22 protein-coding genes and 4 pseudogenes are annotated in these 26,998 nt (G+C 40.3%); 5 read left to right on the top strand and 21 right to left on the bottom strand.

Annotated elements, in window-relative coordinates; genetic code table 11:
- Positions 1 to 2: 2 nt before the first annotated feature.
- From arsB to CLNEO_RS12295, 7 genes are all read right to left on the bottom strand, one after another.
- On the bottom strand, positions 3 to 1,064 hold the full coding sequence (arsB, locus tag CLNEO_RS12325) for an ACR3 family arsenite efflux transporter (protein ID WP_066089517.1): 1,062 nt from the start codon (positions 1,062 to 1,064) through the stop codon (positions 3 to 5).
- A 13-nt stretch (positions 1,065 to 1,077) separates the two neighbouring features.
- Positions 1,078 to 1,428, bottom strand: coding sequence for an ArsR/SmtB family transcription factor (locus tag CLNEO_RS12320; RefSeq protein WP_066089514.1), 351 nt, complete (start codon positions 1,426 to 1,428; stop codon positions 1,078 to 1,080).
- 67 nt (positions 1,429 to 1,495) lie between these two features.
- Positions 1,496 to 3,139, bottom strand: a complete 1,644-nt coding sequence (locus tag CLNEO_RS12315; protein ID WP_066089511.1) for an FAD-dependent oxidoreductase — start codon at positions 3,137 to 3,139, stop codon at positions 1,496 to 1,498.
- On the bottom strand, positions 3,130 to 3,453 hold the full coding sequence (locus CLNEO_RS12310) for an ArsR/SmtB family transcription factor (RefSeq protein ID WP_066089508.1): 324 nt from the start codon (positions 3,451 to 3,453) through the stop codon (positions 3,130 to 3,132). The genes CLNEO_RS12315 and CLNEO_RS12310 overlap by 10 nt, the downstream gene beginning before the upstream one ends.
- Before the next feature lie 582 nt (positions 3,454 to 4,035).
- Entirely contained in the window at positions 4,036 to 10,491 is a 6,456-nt protein-coding gene (locus CLNEO_RS12305; RefSeq protein ID WP_066089505.1) for an S-layer homology domain-containing protein, read from the bottom strand.
- Positions 10,472 to 10,933, bottom strand: a complete 462-nt coding sequence (locus CLNEO_RS12300) for a hypothetical protein (RefSeq protein ID WP_066089502.1) — start codon at positions 10,931 to 10,933, stop codon at positions 10,472 to 10,474. The genes CLNEO_RS12305 and CLNEO_RS12300 overlap by 20 nt, the downstream gene beginning before the upstream one ends.
- Positions 10,911 to 11,300: a response regulator gene (locus tag CLNEO_RS12295; protein ID WP_066089499.1), complete on the bottom strand. Its 390-nt coding sequence runs from the start codon at positions 11,298 to 11,300 to the stop codon at positions 10,911 to 10,913. The genes CLNEO_RS12300 and CLNEO_RS12295 overlap by 23 nt, the downstream gene beginning before the upstream one ends.
- 514 nt (positions 11,301 to 11,814) lie before the next feature.
- Here CLNEO_RS12295 and CLNEO_RS16875 point away from each other — a divergent pair.
- Positions 11,815 to 11,944 (top strand): annotated as a pseudogene (locus tag CLNEO_RS16875) (transposase); the annotation flags it as partial.
- 189 nt (positions 11,945 to 12,133) lie between these two features.
- On the opposite strand, the gene CLNEO_RS12285 reads toward CLNEO_RS16875, so the two are convergent.
- The 3 genes from CLNEO_RS12285 to CLNEO_RS15915 all read right to left on the bottom strand — a co-directional run bounded on the left by CLNEO_RS12285 (position 12,134) and on the right by CLNEO_RS15915 (position 13,585).
- Positions 12,134 to 12,370, bottom strand: a complete 237-nt coding sequence (locus CLNEO_RS12285; RefSeq protein WP_066089493.1) for an RNA polymerase sigma factor — start codon at positions 12,368 to 12,370, stop codon at positions 12,134 to 12,136.
- Positions 12,371 to 13,043: 673 nt separating this feature from the next.
- Positions 13,044 to 13,202 (bottom strand): hypothetical protein, encoded by a 159-nt coding sequence (locus tag CLNEO_RS15920; protein ID WP_157723566.1) that lies wholly within the window; start codon positions 13,200 to 13,202, stop codon positions 13,044 to 13,046.
- 227 nt (positions 13,203 to 13,429) lie between these two features.
- Positions 13,430 to 13,585 carry a hypothetical protein gene (locus CLNEO_RS15915; RefSeq protein ID WP_157723565.1) on the bottom strand — a complete coding sequence of 52 codons (156 nt, stop codon included), beginning with the start codon at positions 13,583 to 13,585 and terminating at the stop codon, positions 13,430 to 13,432.
- A gap of 280 nt (positions 13,586 to 13,865) precedes the next feature.
- Here CLNEO_RS15915 and CLNEO_RS16330 point away from each other — a divergent pair.
- Positions 13,866 to 14,578: pseudogene (locus CLNEO_RS16330) on the top strand (IS3 family transposase); the annotation flags it as partial.
- Here CLNEO_RS16330 and CLNEO_RS12265 read toward each other — a convergent pair.
- From CLNEO_RS12265 to CLNEO_RS15475, 5 genes and pseudogenes are all read right to left on the bottom strand, one after another.
- Positions 14,577 to 15,296, bottom strand: coding sequence for an SAM-dependent methyltransferase (locus CLNEO_RS12265; RefSeq protein ID WP_066089481.1), 720 nt, complete (start codon positions 15,294 to 15,296; stop codon positions 14,577 to 14,579). The pseudogene CLNEO_RS16330 and the gene CLNEO_RS12265 overlap by 2 nt on opposite strands.
- Before the next feature lie 137 nt (positions 15,297 to 15,433).
- Positions 15,434 to 15,709, bottom strand: coding sequence for a CD3324 family protein (locus tag CLNEO_RS12260; RefSeq protein WP_066089478.1), 276 nt, complete (start codon positions 15,707 to 15,709; stop codon positions 15,434 to 15,436).
- Positions 15,710 to 16,059: 350 nt separating this feature from the next.
- Positions 16,060 to 16,308, bottom strand: a pseudogene (locus CLNEO_RS12255) (type VI secretion protein); the annotation flags it as partial.
- A 441-nt stretch (positions 16,309 to 16,749) separates the two neighbouring features.
- Positions 16,750 to 17,067 carry a hypothetical protein gene (locus CLNEO_RS12245; RefSeq protein ID WP_066089469.1) on the bottom strand — a complete coding sequence of 106 codons (318 nt, stop codon included), beginning with the start codon at positions 17,065 to 17,067 and terminating at the stop codon, positions 16,750 to 16,752.
- 12 nt (positions 17,068 to 17,079) lie between these two features.
- Positions 17,080 to 17,247, bottom strand: coding sequence for a BREX-1 system adenine-specific DNA-methyltransferase PglX (locus tag CLNEO_RS15475; RefSeq protein WP_242864204.1), 168 nt, complete (start codon positions 17,245 to 17,247; stop codon positions 17,080 to 17,082).
- A 507-nt stretch (positions 17,248 to 17,754) separates the two neighbouring features.
- Here CLNEO_RS15475 and CLNEO_RS12240 point away from each other — a divergent pair.
- Positions 17,755 to 18,969 carry an ATP-binding protein gene (locus tag CLNEO_RS12240; protein WP_066089466.1) on the top strand — a complete coding sequence of 405 codons (1,215 nt, stop codon included), beginning with the start codon at positions 17,755 to 17,757 and terminating at the stop codon, positions 18,967 to 18,969.
- Between the two features lie 81 nt (positions 18,970 to 19,050).
- On the opposite strand, the gene CLNEO_RS12235 is transcribed toward CLNEO_RS12240, so the two are convergent.
- Positions 19,051 to 19,512, bottom strand: a complete 462-nt coding sequence (locus CLNEO_RS12235; RefSeq protein WP_066089463.1) for a DUF3991 domain-containing protein — start codon at positions 19,510 to 19,512, stop codon at positions 19,051 to 19,053.
- Between the two features lie 102 nt (positions 19,513 to 19,614).
- On the bottom strand, positions 19,615 to 20,823 hold the full coding sequence (locus CLNEO_RS16780) for a hypothetical protein (RefSeq protein ID WP_066089460.1): 1,209 nt from the start codon (positions 20,821 to 20,823) through the stop codon (positions 19,615 to 19,617).
- 611 nt (positions 20,824 to 21,434) lie between these two features.
- Between CLNEO_RS16780 and CLNEO_RS12225 the strand changes: the two genes are divergently transcribed.
- A complete protein-coding gene (locus CLNEO_RS12225; RefSeq protein WP_066089457.1) occupies positions 21,435 to 22,145 on the top strand; it encodes a DUF421 domain-containing protein in 711 nt (236 codons plus the stop codon).
- A 92-nt stretch (positions 22,146 to 22,237) separates the two neighbouring features.
- Positions 22,238 to 22,948, top strand: a complete 711-nt coding sequence (locus tag CLNEO_RS12220) for a DUF421 domain-containing protein (RefSeq protein WP_066089454.1) — start codon at positions 22,238 to 22,240, stop codon at positions 22,946 to 22,948.
- 247 nt (positions 22,949 to 23,195) lie between these two features.
- On the opposite strand, the gene CLNEO_RS12215 is transcribed toward CLNEO_RS12220, so the two are convergent.
- The 4 genes and pseudogenes from CLNEO_RS12215 to CLNEO_RS12200 all read right to left on the bottom strand — a co-directional run bounded on the left by CLNEO_RS12215 (position 23,196) and on the right by CLNEO_RS12200 (position 26,727).
- Positions 23,196 to 24,641, bottom strand: coding sequence for a WG repeat-containing protein (locus tag CLNEO_RS12215; protein ID WP_066089451.1), 1,446 nt, complete (start codon positions 24,639 to 24,641; stop codon positions 23,196 to 23,198).
- Between the two features lie 427 nt (positions 24,642 to 25,068).
- A pseudogene (locus CLNEO_RS15465) lies at positions 25,069 to 25,233 on the bottom strand (helix-turn-helix domain-containing protein); the annotation flags it as partial.
- A 120-nt stretch (positions 25,234 to 25,353) separates the two neighbouring features.
- Complete coding sequence (locus CLNEO_RS12205) at positions 25,354 to 25,632, bottom strand: DUF5720 family protein (RefSeq protein WP_066089567.1); 279 nt, start codon at positions 25,630 to 25,632, stop codon at positions 25,354 to 25,356.
- Positions 25,633 to 25,974: 342 nt separating this feature from the next.
- Positions 25,975 to 26,727 (bottom strand): cyclase family protein, encoded by a 753-nt coding sequence (locus tag CLNEO_RS12200; protein ID WP_066089445.1) that lies wholly within the window; start codon positions 26,725 to 26,727, stop codon positions 25,975 to 25,977.
- Positions 26,728 to 26,998: the final 271 nt, after the last annotated feature.

Raw genomic sequence — 26,998 nt, 5'->3', positions numbered from 1 at the left:
AACTATTTCTTAACAACAGGCTTTGGAAACCAACTTGTAGTTTGATTTGCGATTTTAACTAATATCAGCATAATGGGTACCTCAGTTAATACGCCTACTACAGTAGCCAGAGCCGCCGGTGATTCCATACCGAACAATGCAATTGCGACTGCCACCGCCAGTTCAAAGAAATTGGAAGCTCCTATCATACCAGCCGGAGCTGCTATATTATGGGGTAACTTTAATACTCTTGCTGCAATGTAGGCGATGAAGAAAATCAAAAATGTCTGTATGGTTAAAGGAACTGCAATTAATAAAATGTGGAGCGGATTATTTAATATTACTTCCCCTTGGAAGGAAAATAAAAGAATAAGCATCAGTAACAGCCCTGCTATTGTTGCATGATCAAACTTAGGCAAAAATTGATTTTCAAAATATTCAGTTCCTTTTCTTTTACTAACATACATTCTTGTTAAAACCCCCGCTGTTAATGGGATTACTACAAAGAGGACCACAGAAATAATCAAAGTATCCCATGGAACAGAGACATTGCTTATGCCAAGTAAAAATTTTACAATAGGTACAAATGCCACCAGAATAATTAAATCATTTGTTGCTACCTGCACAACTGTATACGCCGGATTTCCTTTCGTCAACTGGCTCCATACAAAAACCATGGCAGTACAAGGGGCAGCACCTAATAAAACGGCTCCTGCTAAGTATTCTTTTCCTAATTCAGCAGGTATGAATCCTTTAAATACTACAAAGAAAAAGAAGGAAGCAATGCCAAACATAGTAAACGGTTTTATCAGCCAATTGGTAATCCATGTAACATATAGTCCTTTTGGATTCTTACCTACATTTTTAACACTTTGAAAATTCACCTTCATCATCATGGGATAAATCATTACCCAGATGAGAATAGCCGTGGGAATAGATACATTTGCATACTCAAACTTACTAAAAAACGCGGGGACAGCTGGAAGAAGCTTTCCAATGAAAACGCCGGCAATCATGCATAGCGCTACCCAAATTGTTAAATATCTTTGAAAAAAACTTATTTCTGTTGCTTTTTCTTTATCCATAGGTTTCTCTCCTTTAATGAGGTTTATTTGTATTTTGACAAACATTTATCGTCTTGTACTTTTCACATTGTTTATGGTCTGCTTGATAGGTTGGTAATTCAACGATCTGATGTTGCAAATACTGCCACAGGTCTTTGTGTTCTACGATAAAGCTTTCGCTTATTCTGTAATATGCCCATTGAGCCTTCTTATAACAATTTAAAATCCCACAGTTTTTAAGTACAGTCAAATGTCTGGAGGCGTTTGACTGCGTCATATCCAAACAAACTTCAATCTCACATACACACATTTCCCTTTCCATCAGTAAAGTCAGAATTCTTAACCTACTTTCTTCTGATAGCGCTTTAAAAATATCAACCACCATTTTTCCCTCCCTGTATAAATACTTATATGAGCATATATGCATGTTCTATGTATGAAGAAATCATATGTTAAAATGATTTCTTGTTTTTACTATAATTTTTATGACCGCCAGATAAGTTATAGACTTCTTTAAACCCATGGTTTAACAAAATATTTTGTGCTGCATTCCCAGTAACGCCTTTGTTGCAATAGGTTATGGTCATCGTCTCTTTATTTAAATCATCTAGCGCGTCTCTTAATTTTGCATGAGGTATACTCATGGCTGTTTCCACATGATTTTCTTCATATTGTGAAGCCTCTCTTGCATCAATTAATTGATAATTCTTACTAGAGCTTATTAACGTTTCCAGGTCATCAGCAGATATCAGTTTTCTGTCGGAGTGAATGGCATTATCTAAAATCATGCCTGTATACAAAACTGGATCTTTTGTTGTGGAAAATGGTGGTGCATATGCCAAATCCAGATGAAACAGGTCTTCCACTTTTGCTTTATAACTAATGGCTGTAGCAAATACATCAACCCTTTTATCAACGCCTTCAAACCCTACAATTTGTACACCTAATAATCTTCCAGTATCTTTATCCGCAATACCTTTGATAACCATTTCCTTGCCACCCATATATTCAGGCTTATTGGGCTTAGTATTATGGCAGAACACAACATTGTAGCCTTCTTTCGTGGCTTCTCTCTCTGATAACCCTGTAAGCGCTACTGTCATATCAAACACCTTAAAAATACCAGTACCAAGAATACCTCTAAAAGATAAATCTCCTCCGGTGGCAACATCCCCAGCGATTCTTCCTGTTTTATTGGCAGTAGAGCCCATGGGGCGATATACTGGTTTCCCAGTAACCACATGAAACTGCTCCGAGCAATCACCGCATGAATAGATGTCTTTAACATTTGTCATCATTCTATTATCGACTTTAATTGCTCTTGTTGCCCCAAGCTCAATACCAGCTTTTACAGCAAGGTCTGTATTCGGCCTTACTCCCGTGGAAAGAAGTACAAAATCAGCCGCTACTTCTCTTCCGTTATCCAAAATCACCTTATCTTTTTTTATTTCTACTACCGATGCTCCCGTAAAAAGTTTCACTTGGTTTTTCTGTAAATGTTCTTCCACATATACCGCCATGTCCTCATCCAGACCTGGAGTTACCTGTGGAAGTCTCTCTATGAGTGTAACATCCATACCAATTTCTCTTAAACTTTCACATACCTCCAAGCCTATAAATCCAGTACCCACAATCACTGCTGATTTGGGGGAGAATTCATTGATATAACCTTTGATTTGATTCATATCTCCAATATTTCTTAATGTAAAAACATTTTTAAGTTCTGCCCCTTTTACTGGCGGTATCACAGCGGATGCTCCAGTTGCTATAATAAGCTTATCATAATGGTCGGTAAAGATATTTCCAGTTAACAGATTCTTTATCTCCAACGTTTTATTTATATGATTGATGGACAGCACTTCGTGACTTATAAAAATATCTACATTATATTTACTTTTAAAGAATGCTGAATCACGAGGGGTTAGTTTTTGCGCATCCTCTACCTCACCACCAATATAGTAAGGCATTCCGCATCCCGAATAAGAAATAAAGCTATCTTTGTCATAAATTAATATTTCAGCATTTTCGTCGTTTCTTCTCGCTTTTGCCGCTGCCGAAGTACCTGCGGCTACTGCACCAATTATAATTAATCGCATCTATTTTCCCCCTTAACATTTTTGCAGATACAGTTTTCCTGTTCTGTTGTAATATTATTCCAGTAATTTTTTATATTTTCTATTAACTCATTATTATTGCTATACCGAATCCATGATCCTTCTTTCTGACTTCTAACAAGACCGCATTCTATTAATATCTTCATGTGATATGATAATGTGGGCTGTGTAATATCAAAAGATTCTAAAATATCGCATGCACATAGTTTGCCACAGGATAGCATTTCTATAATTTTTAATCTTGTAGAATCTCCTAATGCTTTAAATACAAGTGCATAATCTATATTTAAATCCATCTTCTATTATCCTCCGTTCCCGTTTCTTTTATTATTTCACCAAGATATAGATAAATATCTATATTATTTATTATAATCATCATATAGATAAATGTCAATGTGCTTAAGGTAATCTTTCTGTAATATCTATGTAAACGCTGATTTTAATGTACTCAAATGCTTTTCCCTAACCAGACTATTTGCAAGCATAGATTTCAGTAGGTTTAACGAAATATGTAAAATGAGATTCGCACCCTGAACAGGCAAAATATAGCCCACAATGAACCTTCGTTTCAACGTATGTCAAAGTAGAAATGCTTGAATTCGTAAACTTTTGCTCTTACTAAAATAAACTACGATTTTCCTATTAGAAATTTTTTTGAAATTTGATGAGGAGTCCGAAAATTTTCTTAAGTTGACGACATTATACGTTAGACACGTGGTTTTCTTTACTGAAAGAGCCTGCCCTTATTTAGAAAGGACAGGCTCTTTGTCGTATAATTGTGGCCAGACTATTCTAGCACACATTTATTCTTTAGACATTCAGCTTTGTGTACTCATTTTAATGAGTTTAGCTTAACTTTTTTGAAATCTTCAAACCATTTATTTCGCCACATTTTGGCAAAAACGCATGAGTATCGCTGCAACCTGTGCACGCTCAGCAGTACCACTTGGCAAGAGCTTGTTGGAATCTCCCTTCAGAAGTTGGGAATTGCAAGCCCATTGAACAGCGGAAATTGCGTACTTGCTTACTTCGGCTGCGTCGCTATAGTTAAGCGTATTATCGCCAACAGTAACATTATAGCCCTTATATTCGCTATAACGATACAGGATCGCCGCCAGCTGTTCTCGGGTAATAATGCCTTTCGGATTGGAACCATCGGAAATTTTGTTTTCCACTGCCCATGTGCGAGCCCCATCCATATTTCCAGGAGCCTTATCATCCATTCGCGCAAGCACCATCCAAATCATCTCACGGGTCATGGCAGTATCAGGTCCGAAGGTAGTCTTAGAAGTACCTGAAAATAGACCGTTCGTGTAGGCGTAAGCTACACTGCCGTAATACCATGAATTCTCGTTTACATCCGCAAATGGGAAATTCACAATTAGATACTGAGATAGATGGTCTGTTGTAAATACTACCTTTCCGTCTTTATATGTTCCATTTTTCGGCTCAATTGTTCCGTCATCCTTAACAAACCAAACAGTGATGCTGTCAGCATTTTCTCCAGCTTTTAACGTATAAGGTACGCAAACCTCAATTTTTCCATCACCGAAGGTGCTGGTTTTGATACCATTTACATAGACATTCACATCTACAACGGTGGCACTGTTCGCCTGTTTACCAAGCACCGCCTTTTGTGCATCGGAAAGGGCAGAATTAGCAACCGTTTCCACAGAAATCTTAATATCACCCTTGTTTACAATGGCTGATACTGCCGTTTTATCAAGTGCCACCGTTCCGCTGGAAAGTACTGCCTCAAGACCCACGGAGCCTGAAGTGCTGTTCATTGCAGCAATCACCTTAGACGGCACAACAACCGTATCTACCTTCAACCCAGAAACATCAATTTTAACTGGGTCACCAGTTTCCTTGTCAGATACAATTTCCTTAATCTGCGCATCCGTAGCGGAAACCGTCGCTGTGTTTCCCGTAACGGATGCAGAAGCGCTAATGCTATCTGTACCGCTGGAAATCTGTGCTGTGTTCGTGTTACTTGTTGGTGCAACACCAGTTGAACCACCTGTGGAACCGCCTGTGGTGCCTCCTGCGGAATCATCTGAGGAAGGCTTTTTCACTGTCAGCGTACCATTCACGGTAGTACCTACAATATAATTTTTTTCCATTTCAGATTTTAAAACAGGTGCAGTTACTGTAATTGGATAACTACCTGTTGTCTTTCCATCTGCCGTAGTGCTTGCGGTTGCAGGTGTTTCAAAGATACTTTCTGGTGTATCACCACTTGCAATACCCGTATAGCTTACGGTAAATTGTGGAAGCGCACTGCCCTTTTTCATACTCTTATTATCAACATTTGCAATTACAGTTGCCTTGCCAATGGTAAACGTAATATCGGCATAGCCCACATAAGTAGTGTCGTCATCTGGAATAGAAATGCGTAGAGTGTAGGTACCTGCATCCTTGGGTGCTTCACTCAAGGGAGAACCACTTACGCTATTGCCGTTGTAATAGGTATAAATTGGTGTTCCATTCCACAACGGCGCATAGGTGGGAATTCCAAAATCCATGCTTGCAACTGCCATACCGTTATAAACGCGGTCGGTAGGTGCAGAAAGTCCGGAAATTATCACGCCGATTTTATCTGTCAAATTAACCTTAACCGTAATCGTTGTGTCATCATAGTTCTCCATGGTTACCTTGATTGTAATCGTATCAGTAAGGACACTGGGAGCCACTTTCGTATCGTAAGACAGTATCCCATCCGTAGAAACCGATACATTTTCAAGACCAGTATAGCTGCTGCTCGTCACCTCATAGGCTGGTACGCCACCATTTTGGGGAAGCAACGCCGCCAATAAAACTGTATCCTTAGTTGCAATGGTGCATATGTGGTTTTTACTCTGCTCCGCAACATTAGGTGCACTTGCTTTTATAATGCTCCAAGTAACGGTCAGCGGGTTTGTTCCTACAATTTCATAGTTATCAGCGCTGTAACCCTCTGCTAATACAAAATCAGCCTGTGCATCATAATCACCTACATTCGTCCCAGTATCTTGGGATTTGGAAACGATAACACCAGTTGGCAACGTTCCCTCTAGGGTTATGCCCTGTTCACTACCATTAAAAGTATAGTCGTCAGCTTGCACATTCCAACTCATGCCTGAAACATTCAGCTGTTTTTTTGCAACTGAAATGCCGCTGACTGTGCAGCTTTTGGTTACACCGTCCTCTGTATAATTCAGTGTTGCAGTGGTGTTGCCCACTGCCAATGCATTTGCTGTAACCGAAGGCGTAACATCCTTCTGTGCACCACTAAGATAGGTTGCTGTAACAGTCAATCCATCGGTGTCAAAGGTATCACCGTATTGATAAGCGGTTTTGCTTGGCTTAGTAGAGCCAATGGAAATTTCATTCAGCGTATCCGCCGTTACGGTAAGGCTAACTGTGCCAGTAACCGTATCGTAATTATCGGTATCCGTGGGTGTAAATTTCCATGGATAATCATTCGTTCCAGCGGTGAGGGCTGTCACACCATCCAGGGCAAAGTTACCCTCACAGGAGTCGTCATCTCGAGTCAGCACTACCGCCGAGGGAGCTGCGCTGGTATAAAGCGTACCACTTCCCCCGTAGAAAACCTTACCCAAATGGGGTGTTGCTTTGTTAATCGTCACCTTTAAGGTAGTGCTTCCAGCAGCTACATTGTCGCTTTCCTCAAATTCCACCTTTAAGGTATACTCCCCTGCATTAGCAGGTGCCACATTGGGGGTAAGCTGTGTCAAATTCGAAACGCTACCGTCGGTATTTTGCCCCGCATACCAAGTATACACTAAATTCGATTGTGCGTTGGTTTCAAAATTGCTGTCGTTTGGAGCAATAGCAGTATTTGGGTAGGTTTGGGTGGTAGGGTAGGCGGAGTCTTCAGTTTCCTTATTTGTAATATACCCCGTCGCCCTATTTACCGTCACTGTAGCAGACTTACTGTTTACCGTGCAGCCATCACAGGTAACAGCGCAGTAATAGGTATAACTACCCGCTGCATAAGTGGTAGGAAAGGATAAGCTTGCACTCGTACCTTGGAGCTTTTCGTCCAAGAACCACTGGTATGTAATATCCCCTTCAGGAACAAGCCTTTGCGTTATCACGCTTAACGTAGGCGAGGTGGTATGGCCATAGGTGACTGTTACATCCTGGGGCTGTGCGGTGATTTTTACAGGTGCCGCCTGTACGGAAACATCAGTTAAACTACCCACACGTGCATCAAACCAAGCATTGCCTTCCAGGGTACTTCGGTAAGCATAGCCATCTGCTAGAAAACCATCAAGGTTCCCTATGACATTACTCACATTCTCATTCACCCATACTTTCAATGAGTCAAACGAACCACCACTTAGTTCCACATATTTACTATCAATAATCCAACTTTCTCCTTCAAAGCTACCACCTGTAATGGTTACTTTTTTCCCTTCACTAACTACATCTAAAATTTCCAGTATACGACCCGCACCGTTAGTGGTATTATAGATGCCGCCTTCTATTGTGGCAGAAACACCAGCGATACGCACAGTTGAGCAGCCATTGGCAGGATAGCTTGTAAACGTACCCCCAGAAGCACTATCCTTTAAAGTAATATTCGAAGTGCCTGTCAGTACCAATGCATACTCATTTTCTGCATTATCTCCCACAATACTTTCCCATGTTTTTCCGTTTAAGTCTATTTGGAACGTGCCAGAAGCAACCTCTATCGTTTTTTCTGTCGTCACATTAGTTATCAGCTTCACAGTGCTGCCGCTTAAACCTTTTGCCGCTGTAATTGCTTCCTCAAGGGTTGCATAAGGTTCCACTGTGCCGCTCGAAGGGGTCACGACAGCTTCTGCAGTTTGGGTAATCCCTGTATGCAAATCTGTGCGTATGTAACCGCCATCCGTCTGCGGTTCCCACGAGGTAAAGGTATGGGTTTCCTGCTGGGCATAATTAGCCGTCAACGAGGGGATGGCATCTGTCGTCCATGCAACATAGCAAACTTCACCTTCATTCTCCACGGCTATATCCACTTGCCGATTCACCCAATATTTCATGGCATTGGATAGCGTCGCTCCATACCCAAGGGTTATTTCGGTTATTGGGGTCAAATTACCGCTTGTGTCATAGGTACCCACAGAAGTAAATCTTGGAGAAGCTTCATCGCTGTCCGCAATTTTCGTTCCCACTGGGGTATAGCAGTTTTCCATAGAACCATCAGCATCGCCAAGCTTGCCAATCAATTTGCCAGAGGTATCTTCTTGTAAGATGCAATTTTTAATGTATCCACTATTCCATCCCGTAAGACCGCCAGTATAGACAGCTTGACTTCCAGTAGCCATCACTGTTACACCTGAAACACAGTTGTAAATAGATCCATACTCACTAACAAAGCCCGCAATGCCCCCTGCATAAATATCACTATCACTGCTGACATGCACACTGCCGCCGATATACAAGTTTCGTACCTTGCCAGCCAATGATGCAAAAAAACCGCTCTGGTCATAAGCACCCTCTACCGTCATACCCGTAATGCTATGCCCTGCGCCATCAAAGGTACCACCAAACCCTTTCATTGGAGTCCAATTTTCTCCCGAGAGGTCTATATTTGTATCCAGCTTCACGGTAGCCCCATAGAAATAGCCACGGTCAAAGTCTTTATCTGGCATTTGGGGGTCGGTCTGAAAGGTGTCTGCCGTTATAGTGCCGCTTGCCACAGCTGAAACCCAATCCAAGCCATCGGCAGAAAGCACCGTATAGGTGCCATCATTATAGGCAATTGCACTGTCCCAATCACATTCACCAACGGTAACGGTTTCGGATATATTAGTTGTATCGCCGTCCACCACAGCTCCTGTGGTATCATTGCCCTGATAATAGCAATAGCCGTTGGGAAGCAAAGCGTTTGCTTTCAAGCCCCCTTGTGTTTCTATTGTGGCAAATGTGCCACCCTTTAGTGTCACACCCGCTCCGCTTACCAATAGACCACTGTTGCAAAAGCTGCCCCCATCAATCATCAGGTTACCGCCTGAAAAGGTAACATCCTTGCCTGTACCGATAAAGGTACCCCCATGAATAACCACATTGGAGCCCTCAACGCATGTAAGAGCATCACTTCCCGTAGCCGTTGTTTGAATTGTACCGCTTTTGACGGTCAATCCACCCAAAGCGGTCAACGTAACCCCATCACTTGTAATCACACCGCCCCCGACGCTATCCTGCACCGTCAAGTTGCCTGTACTATCAATAGTAAGGCATTTTCCATTTTCAAACGCCAGCTGATGGCCATTCAACTCCAGTGTCATAGTGTTTGAAAGATAAACATTACTATCGTAGCTCACATCCTTCAGCAACGTCAACGTACTGGCATTGCCACTCTGCGCCGCCGTCAGTGCATCGCTAATGCCACCATAGTAGCTAGTCGTACTATCTGTAGCCACGCTCACAACGGCAGGGCTAAGCGTACCCGTTACTCCAGATGTTACACTGCCGCAGTAGTGCGTGTCGTTGCCTGTTGCATCAGTGACGGTTGCATCAGTAACGGTTACATCACTGGGCAGCCAGAGGTATAACTCGCCGTTTTCCAGTGTTCTTGTGGTGGAGCCATAATCATATGTACTGTTACCTATATCCTTGATGGTTAAGTTGCTGACCTCTACACCTGCATCCGTTATATCCTCCAGCGTGACCACGGTGGGCGTGCGAAGAAGGCCAATACCGGGCAAACCTTTTAGTGTACCATTAGTGTCATCGCTTCCACATCCAATCGCTACCGCATCACCACCTCCAACGGCGTTTACATTACCGCCGCCAATGTTGATGATACCGCAGTCATACGAAGCATTTCCGCCGATGCCTGCGCCGCCACTGCCACCCACGGCAGTTAAGGTACCAGTGCTGTCATCAGTGATGTTCAGCGTGCAGCGTTTCGGCACCAGCAGACCAGGCAAACCGCTGCCAGATTTCAAAACATTGTCACCAATCAGCGTCAGGTTCACCGTCATAGTGGCATTATCAAATGCATTAATCTCAAACGCAGCAAAACCATTATTATTAGCGATGGCATTAGAGCTAGCGTCAAGGTTGACATTATTTAAGATAATATTAACTTCACTATCTGACTGGATATTAACGCAAATGATATCCTCGGTGCTACTTCCAGAAATCGTATAGGTATCATTTCCAGTGATATCCAAGCTTTTGTAGGAATCATCATAAGTATAATCCATACCAGACGTGCCACCACTAATGGATAAGCCACTAGGCGTGGTATATTTTTCTTCCGCCCATGCCATGGTTGGCAGCAGCCCCAGTACCATGCACAAGCATAGTAAAATACTAAAAAATCGTTTTTTCATTTCTTTCCTCCTTGAAACTCTCTAAGAATTGTTTAGGGTAATACCGCATTATTTTATGTGTCCAGATGTGCAGGCAAACGTGAATTGTGCGGTGTTGCCTTAGAATAAGGGGAATCATCCATTCCAAAGCTGGCGGGCCTGTGCCGTAAAAATTTACACCAAGACGCCTTGCTTTTGGCATAAAATCTCTGCGCTTGCACAGCCACGAAATGGGCAGTGTGATGTTTTCGTTTGGCAGATAATGGCAAGGGGTAAGCCCCTCAGCAACAGAATAGCCCACAACGGCAAAGTTCACTGATGGATCGTTCCCCAAATAATACGCCAGCTTTTCATGGCTCCATCGTTTCCGCTTATCAAAAAAGTGAAAAATATAATTTCCGCCATATTGTTCCAGCTTGGGGATTGTTTTTTTGCAAACCCTACATAATGCAATTTTTTTCATTTTCCACTCCCTCCTTTCCCATTGGTAAGCAGCTTGTGATTGCTTCTCGCAGCTCCATATCGGATACTGGTCTGCGTAAAAAACGATTCACATGATATTGATAGCCAAATAGACTGTAATCCTCATCAGAAATCCAAAGAATCGGCACATCCGGCGCTTTTTGGCGAAGCTGGCGCACCGCCTCCAGTCCTGCCACACCGTTTAATACAATAACCAGAAGAGAGAATGGCTTCAATTCCAGCATAGACAGAAGTCCTCGTGGGCTGTTACACTCCGTAATTTCAAACTTTTGTGGAAAAGTAGCCGCCAGCAGACGGCTTTCCCATATATCTTCTTCCAGAAACGCAGCGCATAATGCAATATTCACACGACCTCCTCCTCTCAAAAATTGGTAGGTTTCGTCATGATTAACATAGCACCTTCTCAATTAATTTTCTAGGTGTTATGCACAAGCGGTCTAAAATCTGCACAAGCGGTCTTTTTTTCCAAATTTCCGGAGTAAAATGAAATAAAATTTTATGTTGAGGAAGGAATTTTAAGTAATTGGGCAATTGTTAAACAATATGGCTACTGCGTATGAGCTACTCCACAGCCTTTTGAGGCAATATAAAATCAACCAATCCATCAAACCCAAGACCTGGGATATGCTGCACATCGGAAGATTTCAAAATAACAGTATTACCTTTTATCGTTGGCGCTTCATCCTTACTAGATTGGTACTGATAATATATCTCCTGCTTGGCTCCTACACATGAAAGGAGCCAACCATGAAAAAACAGCAACATCATAAGGAATATGAAGAACGCCATATTGGCGACCACAACAAAAATATCACTTACACCTGCTGGCACTGGAACGAGGAAGCCAAAAAGACCCTCCCTAAGGCTGATGAACTCGTTAATGCTGAGAAATATGAACGCTCAGGTAAATATAAGGGATATCGCTCCGGTCATTTACAACCGAAACTTTCAAACCACATCCGGCGAGGTAACCTTAAAAATGACGAAGTTACACAGAACCACTGCTTTTAGAAGTCCAAAGACTTATCGCTCGTACCCTTTGATGTTATCTTTTTTACAAGGTGAAACGCCTTGCAGTGGGTCTTGACGGTCTTACTTCAGTGCTCACACAAGTAAAGCAAAAACTTCTATACCGATATTCAATTTTCAAGCTACAACGAGAGAACAAACCTTAGTAAATTTACCCCTCTACTATATAGGACAGAAGTAGACCAAAAACGTAGGCAATTTTTTTATTTTTTCTAATTTTTAAAACTTTATTTATCGAAAGACGAACAGCACCCTCGGAACAACGCTCTTTTCTTGCAATTTCAGTAAAGGAATAGCCTAAAATACGATTGAGATAAAATCTTCTTTGCTGAACAGGTGTGCAGCTTTTAATTACATCAACAGCGGATTTCAATTCTTGCCTTTGCATAGCTCTTTCTTCCAAGGATGTTGTGCGAAGGCTATGTAAATATCCAGCAATATCACTTTCCACATCTTCATCAGATGAATGTCTTTCTTTCTCTTTGCGTAAACGCGCAATCTCTTTTCGTTCTTCTTGAAAAAGTTCAAATATTTCAACAGAAACCTCAACCCTGATTTCTTTCCCCTAGGAGTTTGTTATCGTTACATAAAATAACATATCTTTTCCTCCATTATTTTGAATTTATACTTCAGCAAAAATTAAAAACAGGAGGGGAACGACAGCACAAGAATGGCTCTACCAACCAAATAAAAAAAGACGCTAAAACTTTTCATAGAAAGTCATGGCGTCTTGTATAAACATATCAAGTTGTGTTTTAATATAATTTATGTGTAACATAAGAATACCTCCTGAAAGGAGCTATTCCTGCCGATGGCGGTCATCCTAAGATGGCTGTCATAATTCTTCATATCATCCATAAATCGCAATAAAAAAGCAGTGCCAACAACTTGAATTATTTCAAGTACCGGAACTGCATTTTCATATAAGAAATATAAGGAATTATAATTTACACTATGAAAAGCTAAGATAAATATATGTATATACAAAAAAGTAAAAAAAGTAATCTCCACCTTGTTATTTTCGAAATATCAATGCGCTGTATTAAATTGCCGTAAATGCTTCATAATTGCATCGATCCAAAATTCCATTCATATTTTTTCACTTCTTCCTCTTGTATTGTAATGCCCGCCTTCACCTTGGCAATCAAAGAATCAGCATCTACGGTCTCAAGTTGCATGCTTTTTAACTCTTGTAAATTGGGTATCAGTATGTCCACCATATCTCCATCCCTTCCAATATAAGGTTATTTTATCTTATTTAGACAAGTTCTGTTATATGACTCAAAACGCAAAGGCACAAGGATGTAGTAGCACAAAAAACCACTACATAGTTTCTGCCTTTGAAGTAACATCTTTTCTCTTAAAATATTTTTTAAATTTTGCATGAAGCGTCTTATTTTTTTTGTCCCCGACAAGGGACTTATCTCAAACCACTGTAGGCACAGTGTCATAGTGCCAAAACACCGATTTTAACAAGTGCTCCAGCATCTCCACCCCGTTCTGAGGCGGCTGTCCAATGCGGTGATGCGTTCAAGGCAGAAGTATCATTATTTCGTTTATGGGTAATGGCAATCAAACCGTGCCAATCGGTTTGTTTAAACACAATGCAAATCGCTCACACAAAAATTTAAGAGGACACAGCGGCATCTGTTAAGTTGCTTTCCCTTTCGAGCCATAAACGGAAAGTATTTGAGATAAGGATATTTAGTTGCCAAAGACCAAATTTAGGGATAGAAAAACCCCCTCACTACTTAGTCGAAAAAGTAAGGGGGGTGGGCAATTTATTTTATCAATTTAATAGGTTTTGGATCGGCTACACTAAACTGGACAGAAATAATAAGGTCATGTAAAATAAAAGGAATAAGAAAAAGAGGTAAAATCACATGACTGAAAAACGAACAAAGAGAGAATTCACCGATGAATTCAAGCACCAAATGGTACAATTGTACAACAATGGTAAAGGTCGTATGGAAATAGCAAGGGAATACGATTTGACGCCATCAGCTTTAAATAATTGTATTAAAAGATTTGACGCTACAGGTTCACCAAGAGAAAGTGATAACCGAACCTCAGAAGAAAATGAGCTCATTAGAGTACGTAAAGAAAATCAGCAATTAAGAATGGAAAATGATATTTTAAAGCAAGCGGCGCTGATACTGGGACGAAAGTAATTGTGATACGTCAAAACGCCCACAAATACTCGGTATCAGCGATGTGCAAATGCCTAGAAATAGCGAGAAGCACTTACTATTACCAGGCAGAGACCAAATCAGATGAATCAGAAATAGATAAGTTAATCTCAGAGATATTCCATAATAATCGTGATGCATATGGTAGTCGTAAAATAAAGAAAGAGCTTAAGAAGCTTAATAAAACAGTATCCCGCCGTAAAATATGTAAAATCATGAAAAGGTTGGGTTTGGTATCAAAGTATACAGTAGCCCAATTCAAGCCTCATAAAGACAAATGTAATGAAGCTCCAATTAAAAATGAGTTGAACAGACAATTTAACAATCAACCAGCCTATAACGTTGTTGTCAGTGATTTGACCTATGTCAGAGTAAACTACAAGTGGAATTATATCTGTATCTCAATTATTTTTTCCTCAACACAAAAGCAATAAAGTTCAAATATTTTCCGCCACCTGCACCCATTGTCTTGCGGTCGTTAACGGCAACCTCATTTTCCTGATCCAACCAATCTGCCCAAAGCTCATCGTTGTTTCCCTTCATCTCAAAAATTGAAATAACCTCCGCATCCCTACTATGATTTAATATTTCTTCCCAATAATTAATATCACGCAGATAGGCAAGCTGCTCCGGTGTCCATGAAAGTAGCAATTCTTTTGGAAGATTGTCATGGCAATCCTTTTTCATACCGGGAACACAGACGTAAAGATATCCGCCGCTTTTTACAAAGGGCAATAGCTTTGCATCTAAATATTCTGGGTCACGCCCCCAATAGTTATAGGAATCCGTGCTAACCACTGCATCGAAAAATTCTTTCTCGAAAGGCAAGTTGGCAGCATCCGTTTTAACTGGAGTAATTTGTTCAGGTGTTAGCCCCATTTCATAAAAGAACCTGCAATTTGCATGGGGTTCACTCCATAAATCGGCGGCGTAAACCTTGAAGCCATAATCTTTTGCCAGCATAACGCTTGTTAGCCCTTGCCCACTTCCAAGGTCGCAAACAATACTGCCAGCAGGAATTTTATGATTTTGAAGCATTTCTTCCTGCAATTTAAAGGGGTTAGGTCCCATTATTTTGGCCATTAATTCTGGGGTGTTGTACTTTTGACTTTTTGGATATTCCATTGTAATTCTCCTTTCGCTATTTGCTTTAAACATTTATACAGTCATTATACTCCAAAACTTTTATGAAAGCTTCCTACAAAACAGTACAGAAATAAAAAAGCGACATGGCGGTTTTAATCCATGTCACTTTCTATGATTCACTTATTATTTTTCATACTAGACAATATCTTATATACAGTTTTTGGAGATAAAAAATATTTGTTGGACAGTTCCATCACAGTCATACCACAATGATATTCTTCAAAAATAACAGCATTTCGCTGGGCATATATTTGTTTGCTGTTTTTAAGCTCCCCCCATGCCTTTTTATTCTCGTTTTTCCGTGGAATATAAAGATATTCTCCATCTATATGTTGCTGTATCGCCGTAATTAAACTGTCTGGCAATACGCAAACTGCATTCTTATAGTCCATTGTGCACCTCCTAAATATTCAAAAAATAGGATTATGCAAGGACTATCTTCATATTTTAATTATGCGATAGCCCTTGCTACGCACAATACCGACTCCAATGAACCTTTTTTGATAAGACAATGCCCCTTTCCTATTAAGCTATGGTTTTCCTTTGATATGCCGCAATAGGCTTTTTATATCTTTCACTTTTAGTATATCCATAGCATGATACACTGTCAAGGTGACATCTCTGTTTTTCTGTCTGCCCATATGGACAAAACCCTTGTGCAGTGGGCTACGAGAAATTTTTCATGCAATATTCACTCTGATGATCAATAAAAACTCACTTCTTGTTACCCAAATTTTCCTTATTATCTGCCACCAGCCTTCCCAAACAAATTTTCTTTGTATATCGGGGCATGTACCATAAGGTTATATCTCTCGTTACCGCATTTATACAAACATATACCACGCTGAGGGAATTTAATAAGATTGTATTCGCTTTCTTCAAGCTGTAAGGTATCCATATAAAACTTCGCATCAACCGCACCTGCATTGAATAAAAATTGATGGGTAGGGATGGAGAACAACGGCTTTGTCATCTCCTGAATGCCCTCAATAGGCAACGGATTTAAAACACTCATAACATATAGATCCTCCTAATGGTTTCTTTTGGAAACCTTATTACAATATTGTTCCTACTTTACAGTTTAACCCTATGGCTACAATATAAACTTAAAGGCTGAAATTTGCAAGCCTAGTATATTTATTTATTAAAGGAGGATAACAAAATGCAAGAAGTAGTTAAATTTTTGTCTGAAAACCCAGTACAATTTTTGCAACCGTTGAGTGCTACGGCAAGGCGAAATGTCACCCATTTATGTTTTGTTTTGAAAAAGAAGGAAAGCTGTGGTTTGGGACAAATAATAAAAAAGAAGTCTATGCAGAAATGCAACATAATCCTTATGTTGAGATCTATATTTTAAGCCCAAGTTATGCATGACTAAGACTAGGTGGTAAAGCTATTTTTAAGAATAACATGTCTGTCAAAGAAGCAGAAGCTAACTTCTTTGCCAAGTACAGTATCGCGCCACCCCCATTAATAAATTATCTTCCGGCTTTTCATAATGCACCGGACAATACACAAGGTAGTTGCTGGTGGTGTCATCCACTGCAAGGAGCTTTTTTGCAGCAAAATTATTTGTGCCGGTCAGGGCCAGAACGGACGCAGTGTCCAGTTCCAGCTCGTCCAGCTTATCCTCAAACTCCCGGTCTTCATCATACCAGAAGATAATGCGTCGCTTATAAAACTCCAGCAGAGGCGCAGCAAACCGGCGATTCAAGTCTTGTGTAATTGTCTGTAAATCCATGCTGGCCATTCTGCCACCTCCTTATTTAATCTTTGCCAGAACGTCTTGGAACTTGGCAAAGTTCACTTTCACGCCATCATCCAGGTCAATCGAAATATACTGGTCAGCCAAGTGATGAATCTTCTTTTCGTACTCGTGAATTTCCGCCGACTGGTCTTGCAACTTCTTCAACTGCTTGTTCAGCTTCACACGTTCACTGCTACCATGACTCGATTTTGCCTGCCGTCGTGAATTGCGACGGCAGCCTTATCTTCCTTTTCCACATGTTTAGAAAGGCAGTCTCTGGTATTGGAATATCCTAATATTTTGCCGCATCCTTTCCCACAAACCAAGGTTCTCCCTCAATTAATAAGGTTCTTATTTTACCGAATTCCTCTTTTTCAAAAATCATATTTTCATGCATTTCTCTACTCCTTCCCAAACAAAAAGACCGACAGATTGATATTTTCCACTCATACTGTCGGCTGTTTTATATTTTTCTTTTTCAATTCTTGATGGTCTCTTATGAAGTTCCTTCTTTTTCTGTCTTATTCATACTATGAATCCGCTCATCAAATGGATTTTGGGTTAAGATGTTGAATTTTGCATAAATATAGTTTTTATAAGTTATAACTTATAAAAACGCCATATATGACTTGAATTCAGTCCGTATCTGTGGTAATATGTCTCAAATATGACAAAGGAGGTCTTTCATTTATGATTAGTCGAGAGTTATATATGAGCCGCATCCGTCCTTTTATCGGAAATGAGCTTATTAAAGTTTTAACTGGCATACGCCGCAGCGGAAAGTCCGTCATGCTGGATTTGATTCAGCGAGAGCTGGTAGCCTCCGGCGTGAATGAGGAGCAGTTTATTTCTATTAACTTTGAAAATATGAGCAACGCACACCTTTGTTTTGCCGTGGCTCTGCACGAGGAGGTCACTCGGAGGGTAAATTGCATTCATGGGAAGGCATATCTTTTTTTTGATGAAATTCAGGAAGTCGTTGGCTGGGAAAAGTGCATCAATTCCCTTCGAGTTGAATTTAATTGTGATATCTATATCACCGGCTCAAACGCCAAACTACTTTCAGGAGAGCTGGCCACATACCTTGCAGGGAGATATGTTGAATTTGTTGTTTATCCCTTTTCCTTTGAAGAGTTCTCGGAGCTGTATCATACCGTTTTTCCCAACTCTGATTCGAGAGAGATGTTTACCCAATACCTTACCAATGGTGGGATGCCATACCTGAGCAACCTCCGCTATGCTGAACAGCCGAGCCATCAGTATCTGCAAGACCTATATAACTCTGTTGTCTTAAAAGACATCGTAAAACGCAACAGCATTCGTGATGTTGACTTGTTGGAGCGTATCATCGCATACATTACGGCAAACGTCGGGACGACTTTCTCTGCTACGGCGATTTCAAAATATCTAAAAAGCGAGGGACGTGCTGTTGCGCCGGAAACCATCTTAAACTACATTAAGGCTTGCGAAGATGCCTTTCTGTTTTACCGTGTCCGCAGGCAAGACTTGCAGGGTAAGAAGATTCTCACAGTCAACGAAAAATACTATATTGCCGATCACGGAATCAGAGAAGCTGTTTTCGGCGGTAATATGAAGGATATCAACCTGATTTTTGAGAACATCGTATTTATGGAACTCCTGCGTCGAGGCTACAAGGTCACTGTTGGAAAAGCAGGAGAAAAAGAGATTGATTTTATTGCTGAAAAACAAACACATAAGCTCTACGTTCAGGTAGCTTATCTGCTGGCATCAGAGGAAACCATCCGGCATGAATTCGGAGCATATGATACCATCAGGGACAACTTTCCAAAATATGTTGTGTCCTATGATGAATTCGATATGAGCAGGGACGGATTGAAGCATATGAATATCCGTGAGTTCCTGCTGTCTGAGCAATGGAATTGAATCTCTTCTATTTCCCTTTGAATAAAAAAATGCCCGTCATGGTTTGCATGCCAAAACGGGCATTTCTTCAATTTTACTTCCTTATATTATTTTATACTCCGTATACAGATTGAAGTTCACATCATTAGCTTGAGCTTCTCCAGTTCTGCGGATGGAGGCTGATGTAGGACAGCAGATCGATGGGGCCTCAAATGCAAACAAGGTATGGAGATATGAATTTTTTGAAATGTAATGAAAACTATATGCTGGATCACCGCCCTCCACATTACCCCGAAATCCATCTCCAACCGTTAAAGTATTTTTCTTATAAGCATGACGGGGAATGCCATTTTCATCTACACCGACAAATACCGCATTATGATAATCCTTATCCTGTACTGCCGTGGCAAACGGACGGCCTTCTGCAGTGTACTCTGGGCATTCTTCAAAATCCGGAAAGACCGGATAACTTTCATCCAGCTGACTGTCATATTCCCGATACACAGGAAAGCTATGGTCTTCCACCTGATAGACCTTATGCAAATGCTTTTCTTTCTCCTTCATCCCAGTGTACTCCTTTCAGGATGGGCATAAAAAAGCCCTTACGATAGTTTTTCATTACTATCATAAGGGCAAATCTGTATATTAGGTAGTGACTTTTCACACTTAAAAAGTCACGTTTTTTGTTGCTAAAATGTATTTCGCAAGCTTATCCCGTCCGGATATATGCAACTTTTCGTATATCTCTAACATAATGTTCTTGAGTCTTCCGACGGAAATACAATGCTGCTTTGCAATTTCTGCATAAGGGACCCGTCGTGCCACGAGCAAAGCCAGATGGCATTCTCGCAGGGAGAGTATAAGCGTGATATTATCCTTGGTAAATTGGTTGTGAAAGGAAATCCAGTTTTTTGCAGTGTTCTTCCATTGCAGTATGACCGCATCACAATAATCAGGAAACTCTTGCTCCAGACACTCTTCCACCAACCCGCCAAGCTCTGAAATAAGCTCCGCAAACGGTGTGATAAAGCCGTGAGGCAGAGCGAGGTGCATGGCCGAAAGCAGCCAGCGCTTAGCCTCCTCCTTCCGCTCTAACGCATAGCATGCAATGGCACAGGTTAAGCGCAGATAGAGGTCAGTCATAGTGATTCCCAACTCGGGGGAACTCAGCGTCAGCGCAGTCTGCGCCAAAGCCAGCGCAATGTCGAACTCACCGATACAATAGAAATACTTTGCACGTAGATATAGGGCATTGGGCCTTGCCTGGGGCAGTATGGCGCTTAGATCCCCCGCTTTCAGCCAGTCGGGAACCATGTTCGGGGCAAGCACGCTTACATCGGTTGTGGCGAGGGAAAACTCTGCAGTAACTCTTAGTTGGCTGTCCGTATCAGCCTTTATATATCGTTTCAGATAGATATCAATCTGGGTGTAGGCGTGGTAATTCCCCGTACTGATGGCCGCCGCAATGGCGATTGGACAGGTACGCAGCCGCGCCGCATCGTCTCCCAAGGTCTTATCAAAGTAGGTCATGACCCGCCCAAAATCCCCCCGCAGGTAAGCGAGCTCCGCTTCATAGATCAGCCGTATCCTATCCTCGTCCACAATATCCAGAATCGCATCCGGATTATGCATCGGCATGGGTTTGGTGCTGGTTGATGAGACATAGGAGAGGTCAGCCAGTAAATCTGAGTCTGTTTCCGACAGCGTCTGATCTGCCCGCCTTTTATCAGCCGGACGCTCCGCATCCACAGGGATTAGCCATAGCTTTCCTTTTTTGACTGCTCCGGGGATGCGTCCGACCTTCAAATGATAAGCTATCGCCCTTCTGCTAACACCCCATTTTTGAGCAGCCTCTTTGGCTGTTATGTAATCCATAGCACTCCCTCCTGTCTCCATTCATCAGAAATATTATACTTCCCACGTTGGAAGAATGCAAATAAAAAATTTTATAAAATTTGGGAGGAAAGCATCGCCATAGACGCTAATAAATGTGTGAACGAAGTTTACGATATTGCAGAGGAACACCTGAAGATATGCTTTGTTTAAACTGGCTCTAATGTCAAGGACAATTCTCTGACAATGTAATCTATAAAAATTGTACTTATTTTACTGAAAAAAGGCATAAACACAGCAATGCCGCCGCATATGCCCAGACCATGCTGTATTTATAGTTAGGGGGGGAGTCCACTATCTCAATAAATTTGCTGCGAGAAATCAACCCTCAAGGATCAGGGTTCAACATACTCCTCAAATGAATGTCAATGAAATAGCCATTATCCTTTTGTGCGTGAGCTTTTCTTCATCAAAAAAGCTCTCGCATATCATAAATATATCCTGTGAGTTGCCTCTCCCTGAAACAGACTGAATAACGGTAAGATTGTATATTTTAAACAGGATTACAAATAATAATAAAAGCTTTTCTGCTGCACTATGATGGAGCATGAAAAACAGTGCAAATGAACTTATAAGCTTAAGGGATGTGAAATATGGAATATTTAAAAATTTTCGTTAGAATAATTACAATTCTACCTTTGTTTCTGTTTATTACACTACTGACCGGAAGGCGGAAAATCGGAGAATTGCCGGTATTTGATTTCTTAACAGTCCTGATACTAGGATCTGTAGTAGGTGCGGACATAGCCGATCCAAAGATTGAACATTTGCCGACTGCATTTGCGGTTATGGTAATCATGTTTTTGCACTACATTTACAGTATTGTTATTATAAAGAACAGAAAATTGGGTAAATGGCTTACTTTCGAGCCCGTTGTAGTTATTGAGAACGGTCAGTTTGTGAAAGGGAATATGAGAAGACTTAAGTATAGTATCGATAATATTCTGACCTTATTGAGAGAAAAAGATGTTTTCGATATCAGTGAGGTAGAGTTTGCTGTCATTGAATCTACCGGTCAGCTAAGTGTTCAGAAAAAATCCCAGTTCCACCCAGTAACACCGAATGATGTAAACCTTGATACGGAATACAAAGGTTTATCTCTTCCTTTGATTGTGGAAGGAGAAGTATATAAAAACAATCTGCATAAGCTCGGGCTGAACGAAGACTGGTTGAGGAAGCAATTGAGTGAAAATGATATAAATTCAGTTAAAGAGATTTTTTTTGCATCGATCAATTCTCAAGGTAAGCTTTATATTTCCAAAGGTTTGGAAAAGCCTCTAAAAATAGCGGTTTTGCGTCATTAAGGTATTTGTAGAATATCTCACCCAAGAGTATTTTCCAGAGATAGTTTCAGACTTTCGAAAATACCTAAAATAAAATTATTAGGATGGTTGAAATGAAATATTTAGAGATACTTTTCAGAGTTGTTACAATCTTGCCCATGTTTCTTGCTATTACCTTACTTACCGGCAGGAGAAAGATTGGAGAACTTCCTGTTTTTGATTTTCTTTCACTGATAGCTGTTGGTGCTGTCGTTGGCGCAGACATAGCAGATCCGGATATCGAGCATTTACCGACCGCTTATGCAGTTGTATTAATTATGCTGCTGCATTATATTTACTCCATTGTATTAATAAAAAGCAGAAAGGTAGCCAAGCTTCTCACATTCGGGCCTGTTGTTCTAATAGAAAACGGACAATTTGTGAAAGGAAATATGAAAAATTCAAAGTATAGCATAGACAATATATTAACGCTTTTAAGAGAAAAGGATGTTTTTGACTTGAATGAGGTTGAGTTTGCAATCTTAGAGTCGACTGGACAACTTAGCGTACTGAAAAAGTCTCAATACAAGCCTATAACCCCGCGTGAAATCAAAATAAATACGGATTACGTGGGTTTGTCGATTCCTCTTATAGTGGAAGGTAAAATTTATAAGGAAAATTTGGAAAGGCTTAACCATGATGAGAAATGGCTGTCCAGCCAGCTTAAAAATAGCAATATCGCTTCAGAAAAAGAAGTTTTCTATGCGGCAGTCAACACAAAGGGAGAGCTTTATATTTCCGTAGGTAAGGAAAAATCAAGTAGCCTTCATGAACTAAGGCACTGATAAAGCAGTTCTGCATCAGGTACATGCGAAGCATGGTTTCTACGATTTTCGGCGGGTGGCTACGTTTACCGCATGGATAATAAGGGCTGATAACATCCACCCAATGCTGCCACGGAATCATTTGGTCCATGGCAACAAGAAATTCTTCTCGTTTGATTTTCTTCCTGCGATTAGAATACTCAATGTCACTTATAAATGGAGATTTTTAGGTAGTAGAAATGCCTATTAAATCAGCGCTTCCTTAGGTCTATTGTTTGCCATTAATAACAAACGAAGTAGTGTTATTTTCCATAGTTTTACCTTCTTCCTGCAATTTCATAACTTGATAAGTATCGCCTTTTTGCACCAAAAAAGTATCTTCAGTATCCGTTGATATAATACTGTCCCATTCATTTTTCAATAATATATTTCCTGATATATCTAGCAATCCCACCTTTTTATTCTTTGTCGTTAGTACAAATGCCTGCTTTTCGTTGCGCATTGTTTGCAACCAATCATATTCAGAATCTACAACATTATTATCCGCATCTATCAGTAACCACTTATAGTTCTTTTCTGCAAATATAAGTCCATCTCCAGCACTCATCATGGAATCCCAAGTAGGCTCTATCACCATATTTCCATATAAATCAATAATTCCCTTTTGTAAATTGTTTTTTTCGATTATTGCAAGTGTATCATTATATTTCCATACATCTTTAAAGTCAAAACCTGTAATAAAATCACCATTAGCATGAACCAGTGCCAATTGATTGCTATATCGCAGTACAAAACAGTCTGCACTAAGCCCATTCACAATTTCTCCAGGTAGGCTTTTTATAACTTTACCATTATCATTCATAATCTTAGAAATTCCATTTTCAACAATTATATTGTTAATACCGTAGTCAAAAAATGCAGTGTTCCCAATACTTGAATAATAAATAATAGTCCCATTCACATCACCATATCCCTGTCCCCCTCCAGATGTTTTAAACGAAAATATTCCTTGTTCAAAATTATTTAATTTCGAAATTTCCAATTTTTCTTTAATGCCATAATAATTGGTATATTCTGGATTCACCTCCAAGGCTAACGCTCCCTTCTTATCAATAAATCCATACAAATTATTCTTTGTGTTGATGACATGTGCTAAGCCATTTTGAAAATATCCTACCTTATCCCATTCACCTTTAAATATAATTTTTCCTGATTCATCAATACAATAAGATGTGCTCCCTTTTTTAACAAAAGCCAATCCTTCATAAAAAACAAAAGTATTATCCCATTGTAAATCAATAATAACTTTTCCTTTAATATCAATGCAGCCGTATTTTCCATTCTTAGACACCAAAAGTACCTGATTGTTCATCCATCGCATACTATTATATATAGTATCTACAATAATATCGCCATCTAAATTAAGAAGCCCATATTTTCTGTCCTTGCAAATAATCGCTACGCCTTCCCGAAAGTCATCCGCTTCATCCCACTGCACAGCACTAATAATAGTCCCGTCTATTTTCATAAATCCATAACGGTCTCCATCCGTAGTTTTGAGCATATTATCTGAAAAATCAACAATTTGAAACTTAGATTGAAAAGTTTCAATGGTTAACCAACTGGCGTCCACCCGAACTATGTTTGTAAAAAAACAAGAAACAACTACTAAGACCGCAACAAATTTTTTTATATTGAATTGTTTTATCTTCATATGGCACCTCCACAATAATTTAAAAACTTAAGTAATATTCTATTGTTGAATTTGAAATAATGATAACACTTCTTTAGTGCTTGGGCAAATAATTTCTAGTATTTGGCCCAACTTAGCATCAAATATATATATTACATACAATATTCGCATAGCCTCCTAGGCTTATAGGGGGCTATATCAAAAGCTTATGTTTATGATGATTAGAACTATTTAGTTCTTGCCAATTATTATAACAAGATAATTAAAGCTTTTCTAAGAAATTCTGAAATTCATCATAAGTATATACTTCTCCGAATTTCATTTCGTCAGAATAGTCTGTATTTTCAACAGCTACGAATAATACATCCTGATTTTCTAATATAACTACCCCAAATGTTAGACCAACAAATTTAACAGGTATATTTATAAAAGAAATATTCCTTATATCCTCCAGCTCCTTCATCGCCGCACAAATACTGTCAACGCCGTCTTTGCAGATGGCGGCAAGCCCCTTTGTTGTATAATCCCAGCTTTCCGGTAGGGATAGCATGAGGGACAGCAAACCTTTTGCTTTTAGAGATAATGCTGTATTTCGCAAATGATGATTTGCCATAACGGTATAATCCCTCGTTTTCTCTATCCGAAAAACTGCCTTGCAGATCACTTCCTTTCCAGCGTGGGTACAGTGCTTTTTAGAGCATAAAAAAAGCCGCAGTACAAAACCACGGCTGCATTAGCGTATTTCCTGTTTAAGTTTGTCATAAAAGAGGTATTCGTTTAACACCTTTGCGTGTCGTTTGACTTTGATTTCATCTCGTTTTTTGCTTTCCAAAACTTTTTGGTAGCCGTTGTCGGCGAGGAACAGCCGCATACGCTCGCCCTTGAAGTCAACAGGCGATGAAGCCTCAACAATCATGTGACGGGTATCCTCTCCAAAGCGTTCCAATGCCATAATATCGTGTCCCTCCAACTTCGGCTCACCCGATTTTATGCGTGCTTCCAAGTGTATCATTGACTTCGCAGCCAACGACGCATCACCATTTTTTTCGCAAAAGCATTCTCTGCTTTTGACTCTATAATAAATGTTGAAATGGTCTATTCACCCCAAAATTATTATTGGGCCAACAAAATAAGGGTTCCAAAGCGTGTCCCTACGGTGTAAGGAGCTTTAAAAGCTCTAGAACCAGAATTCCCCATAGATAAGCTGTCGGCAACTAAATTTGAAAAGGTACAAATTTAAAAGGTTAATTTCTCCACAACCATTAACATAGTGTCTATTTATGAAGGAATGGTCTCCATCGGCATGTGTTATATCTCAGGAGACCATTGATATCACTAAGGCAATCCTATACGATTATACAGGAACTATCGCAAAGCATCTTGCCGGATAACCCGTACCGTCTTTGAGCTTCGGGAAGGCACATACGATCACTGCCCCGGTTGCCGGTACCTGATCAAGGTTTGCAAGCAGCTCAAACTGAATTCTATCTTGATCCAGAATGTATTTCTCCCCAGGATATGGGTAAATATTCTCGCTGCTAGTGATAAATCCGGGGTCAGTGTCTGCTGTTTCATGCCCAATGGTTCCGACGTTTCTTTCTTCTACCAGCCATTTGATTGCATCTAAATCCCAGCCCGGATAATGAGGGATTCCCTTGTCATCATAATTGTCAAAATTTTCAGCCGGACGCTTATACCAGTCTGATCGGAAAGCCACAAAGCTCCCTTGGGGGATTCTGCCGTTTTCGGCTTCCCAAGCCTTTAAATCATCCACAGTCAGAACATAATCTTTGTTTTTCTCAACTTCCTTTGATTTGTCAATAACAACCAGCGGATACACCATTTCATCCGGACGGATTTCAGCTTGTGCTCTGCCATTTGGATTGAAGTGAAGCGGAACATCTACGTGGGTTCCGTACTGGCCGGGATTTGAATACTGATATACTCTCATCGGTGCTTCCGGATAATCATACAGCTTTTCAATTCCCAGAGGCTTAAATCCGAACCAGTGAGGCGTTTCAGGACTCAATTCATGAGTCAGATCCACCCATTTGTAGCTTGCCGTTTTTAATTCTTTTACTGCATCCCATAGTTTTGTGTTTGCCATAGTAATTCCTCCTTAGAAAAATCGAAATAAGTTAGCATTGTCAGCATTTTCACTATCATTTCATGCTACCGAACTGAATAAAAGAATTTTTTAAGAGTTAAGCTGGCATTTATCCCATACCAAGCATCGGTGTTGGTCTCTTGAAGCCTTTCGTAACAACACCCAACCAGATAACGCCGATTATCATCCATGTGATACCGACAACCCAAGTTAATGAGCTATTGTGAGCAAAGATATAAAGACATTTCCGCCGGTTTTATGTTCCGCTTTG

It is taken from the genome of Anaerotignum neopropionicum, from assembly GCF_001571775.1.
GTDB lineage: Bacteria > Bacillota > Clostridia > Lachnospirales > Anaerotignaceae > Chakrabartyella > Chakrabartyella neopropionicum.
The sequence above is the reverse complement of the archived record's forward strand: the minus strand, read 5'-3'. Positions and strand labels throughout refer to the sequence as shown.

Bases quoted from the DNA above. Each gene is read 5' to 3' on its own strand.
- CLNEO_RS12220 (WP_066089454.1), top strand. From the start codon at position 22,238: ATGAAATATTTAGAGATACTTTTCAGAGTTGTTACAATCTTGCCCATG.
- CLNEO_RS12305 (WP_066089505.1), bottom strand. From the start codon at position 10,491: ATGAAAAAACGATTTTTTAGTATTTTACTATGCTTGTGCATGGTACTG.
- CLNEO_RS12245 (WP_066089469.1), bottom strand. From the start codon at position 17,067: ATGGCCAGCATGGATTTACAGACAATTACACAAGACTTGAATCGCCGG.
- CLNEO_RS12285 (WP_066089493.1), bottom strand. From the start codon at position 12,370: ATGCAAAGGCAAGAATTGAAATCCGCTGTTGATGTAATTAAAAGCTGC.
- CLNEO_RS12265 (WP_066089481.1), bottom strand. From the start codon at position 15,296: ATGGAATATCCAAAAAGTCAAAAGTACAACACCCCAGAATTAATGGCC.
- CLNEO_RS12225 (WP_066089457.1), top strand. From the start codon at position 21,435: ATGGAATATTTAAAAATTTTCGTTAGAATAATTACAATTCTACCTTTG.
- CLNEO_RS12205 (WP_066089567.1), bottom strand. From the start codon at position 25,632: ATGATACACTTGGAAGCACGCATAAAATCGGGTGAGCCGAAGTTGGAG.
- CLNEO_RS12300 (WP_066089502.1), bottom strand. From the start codon at position 10,933: ATGAAAAAAATTGCATTATGTAGGGTTTGCAAAAAAACAATCCCCAAG.
- CLNEO_RS12320 (WP_066089514.1), bottom strand. From the start codon at position 1,428: ATGGTGGTTGATATTTTTAAAGCGCTATCAGAAGAAAGTAGGTTAAGA.
- CLNEO_RS16780 (WP_066089460.1), bottom strand. From the start codon at position 20,823: ATGGATTACATAACAGCCAAAGAGGCTGCTCAAAAATGGGGTGTTAGC.
- CLNEO_RS12310 (WP_066089508.1), bottom strand. From the start codon at position 3,453: ATGGATTTAAATATAGATTATGCACTTGTATTTAAAGCATTAGGAGAT.
- arsB (WP_066089517.1), bottom strand. From the start codon at position 1,064: ATGGATAAAGAAAAAGCAACAGAAATAAGTTTTTTTCAAAGATATTTA.
- CLNEO_RS15920 (WP_157723566.1), bottom strand. From the start codon at position 13,202: ATGGTGGACATACTGATACCCAATTTACAAGAGTTAAAAAGCATGCAA.
- CLNEO_RS12215 (WP_066089451.1), bottom strand. From the start codon at position 24,641: ATGAAGATAAAACAATTCAATATAAAAAAATTTGTTGCGGTCTTAGTA.
- CLNEO_RS12240 (WP_066089466.1), top strand. From the start codon at position 17,755: ATGATTAGTCGAGAGTTATATATGAGCCGCATCCGTCCTTTTATCGGA.
- CLNEO_RS12315 (WP_066089511.1), bottom strand. From the start codon at position 3,139: ATGCGATTAATTATAATTGGTGCAGTAGCCGCAGGTACTTCGGCAGCG.
- CLNEO_RS12235 (WP_066089463.1), bottom strand. From the start codon at position 19,512: ATGAAGGAGAAAGAAAAGCATTTGCATAAGGTCTATCAGGTGGAAGAC.
- CLNEO_RS12200 (WP_066089445.1), bottom strand. From the start codon at position 26,727: ATGGCAAACACAAAACTATGGGATGCAGTAAAAGAATTAAAAACGGCA.
- CLNEO_RS12260 (WP_066089478.1), bottom strand. From the start codon at position 15,709: ATGGACTATAAGAATGCAGTTTGCGTATTGCCAGACAGTTTAATTACG.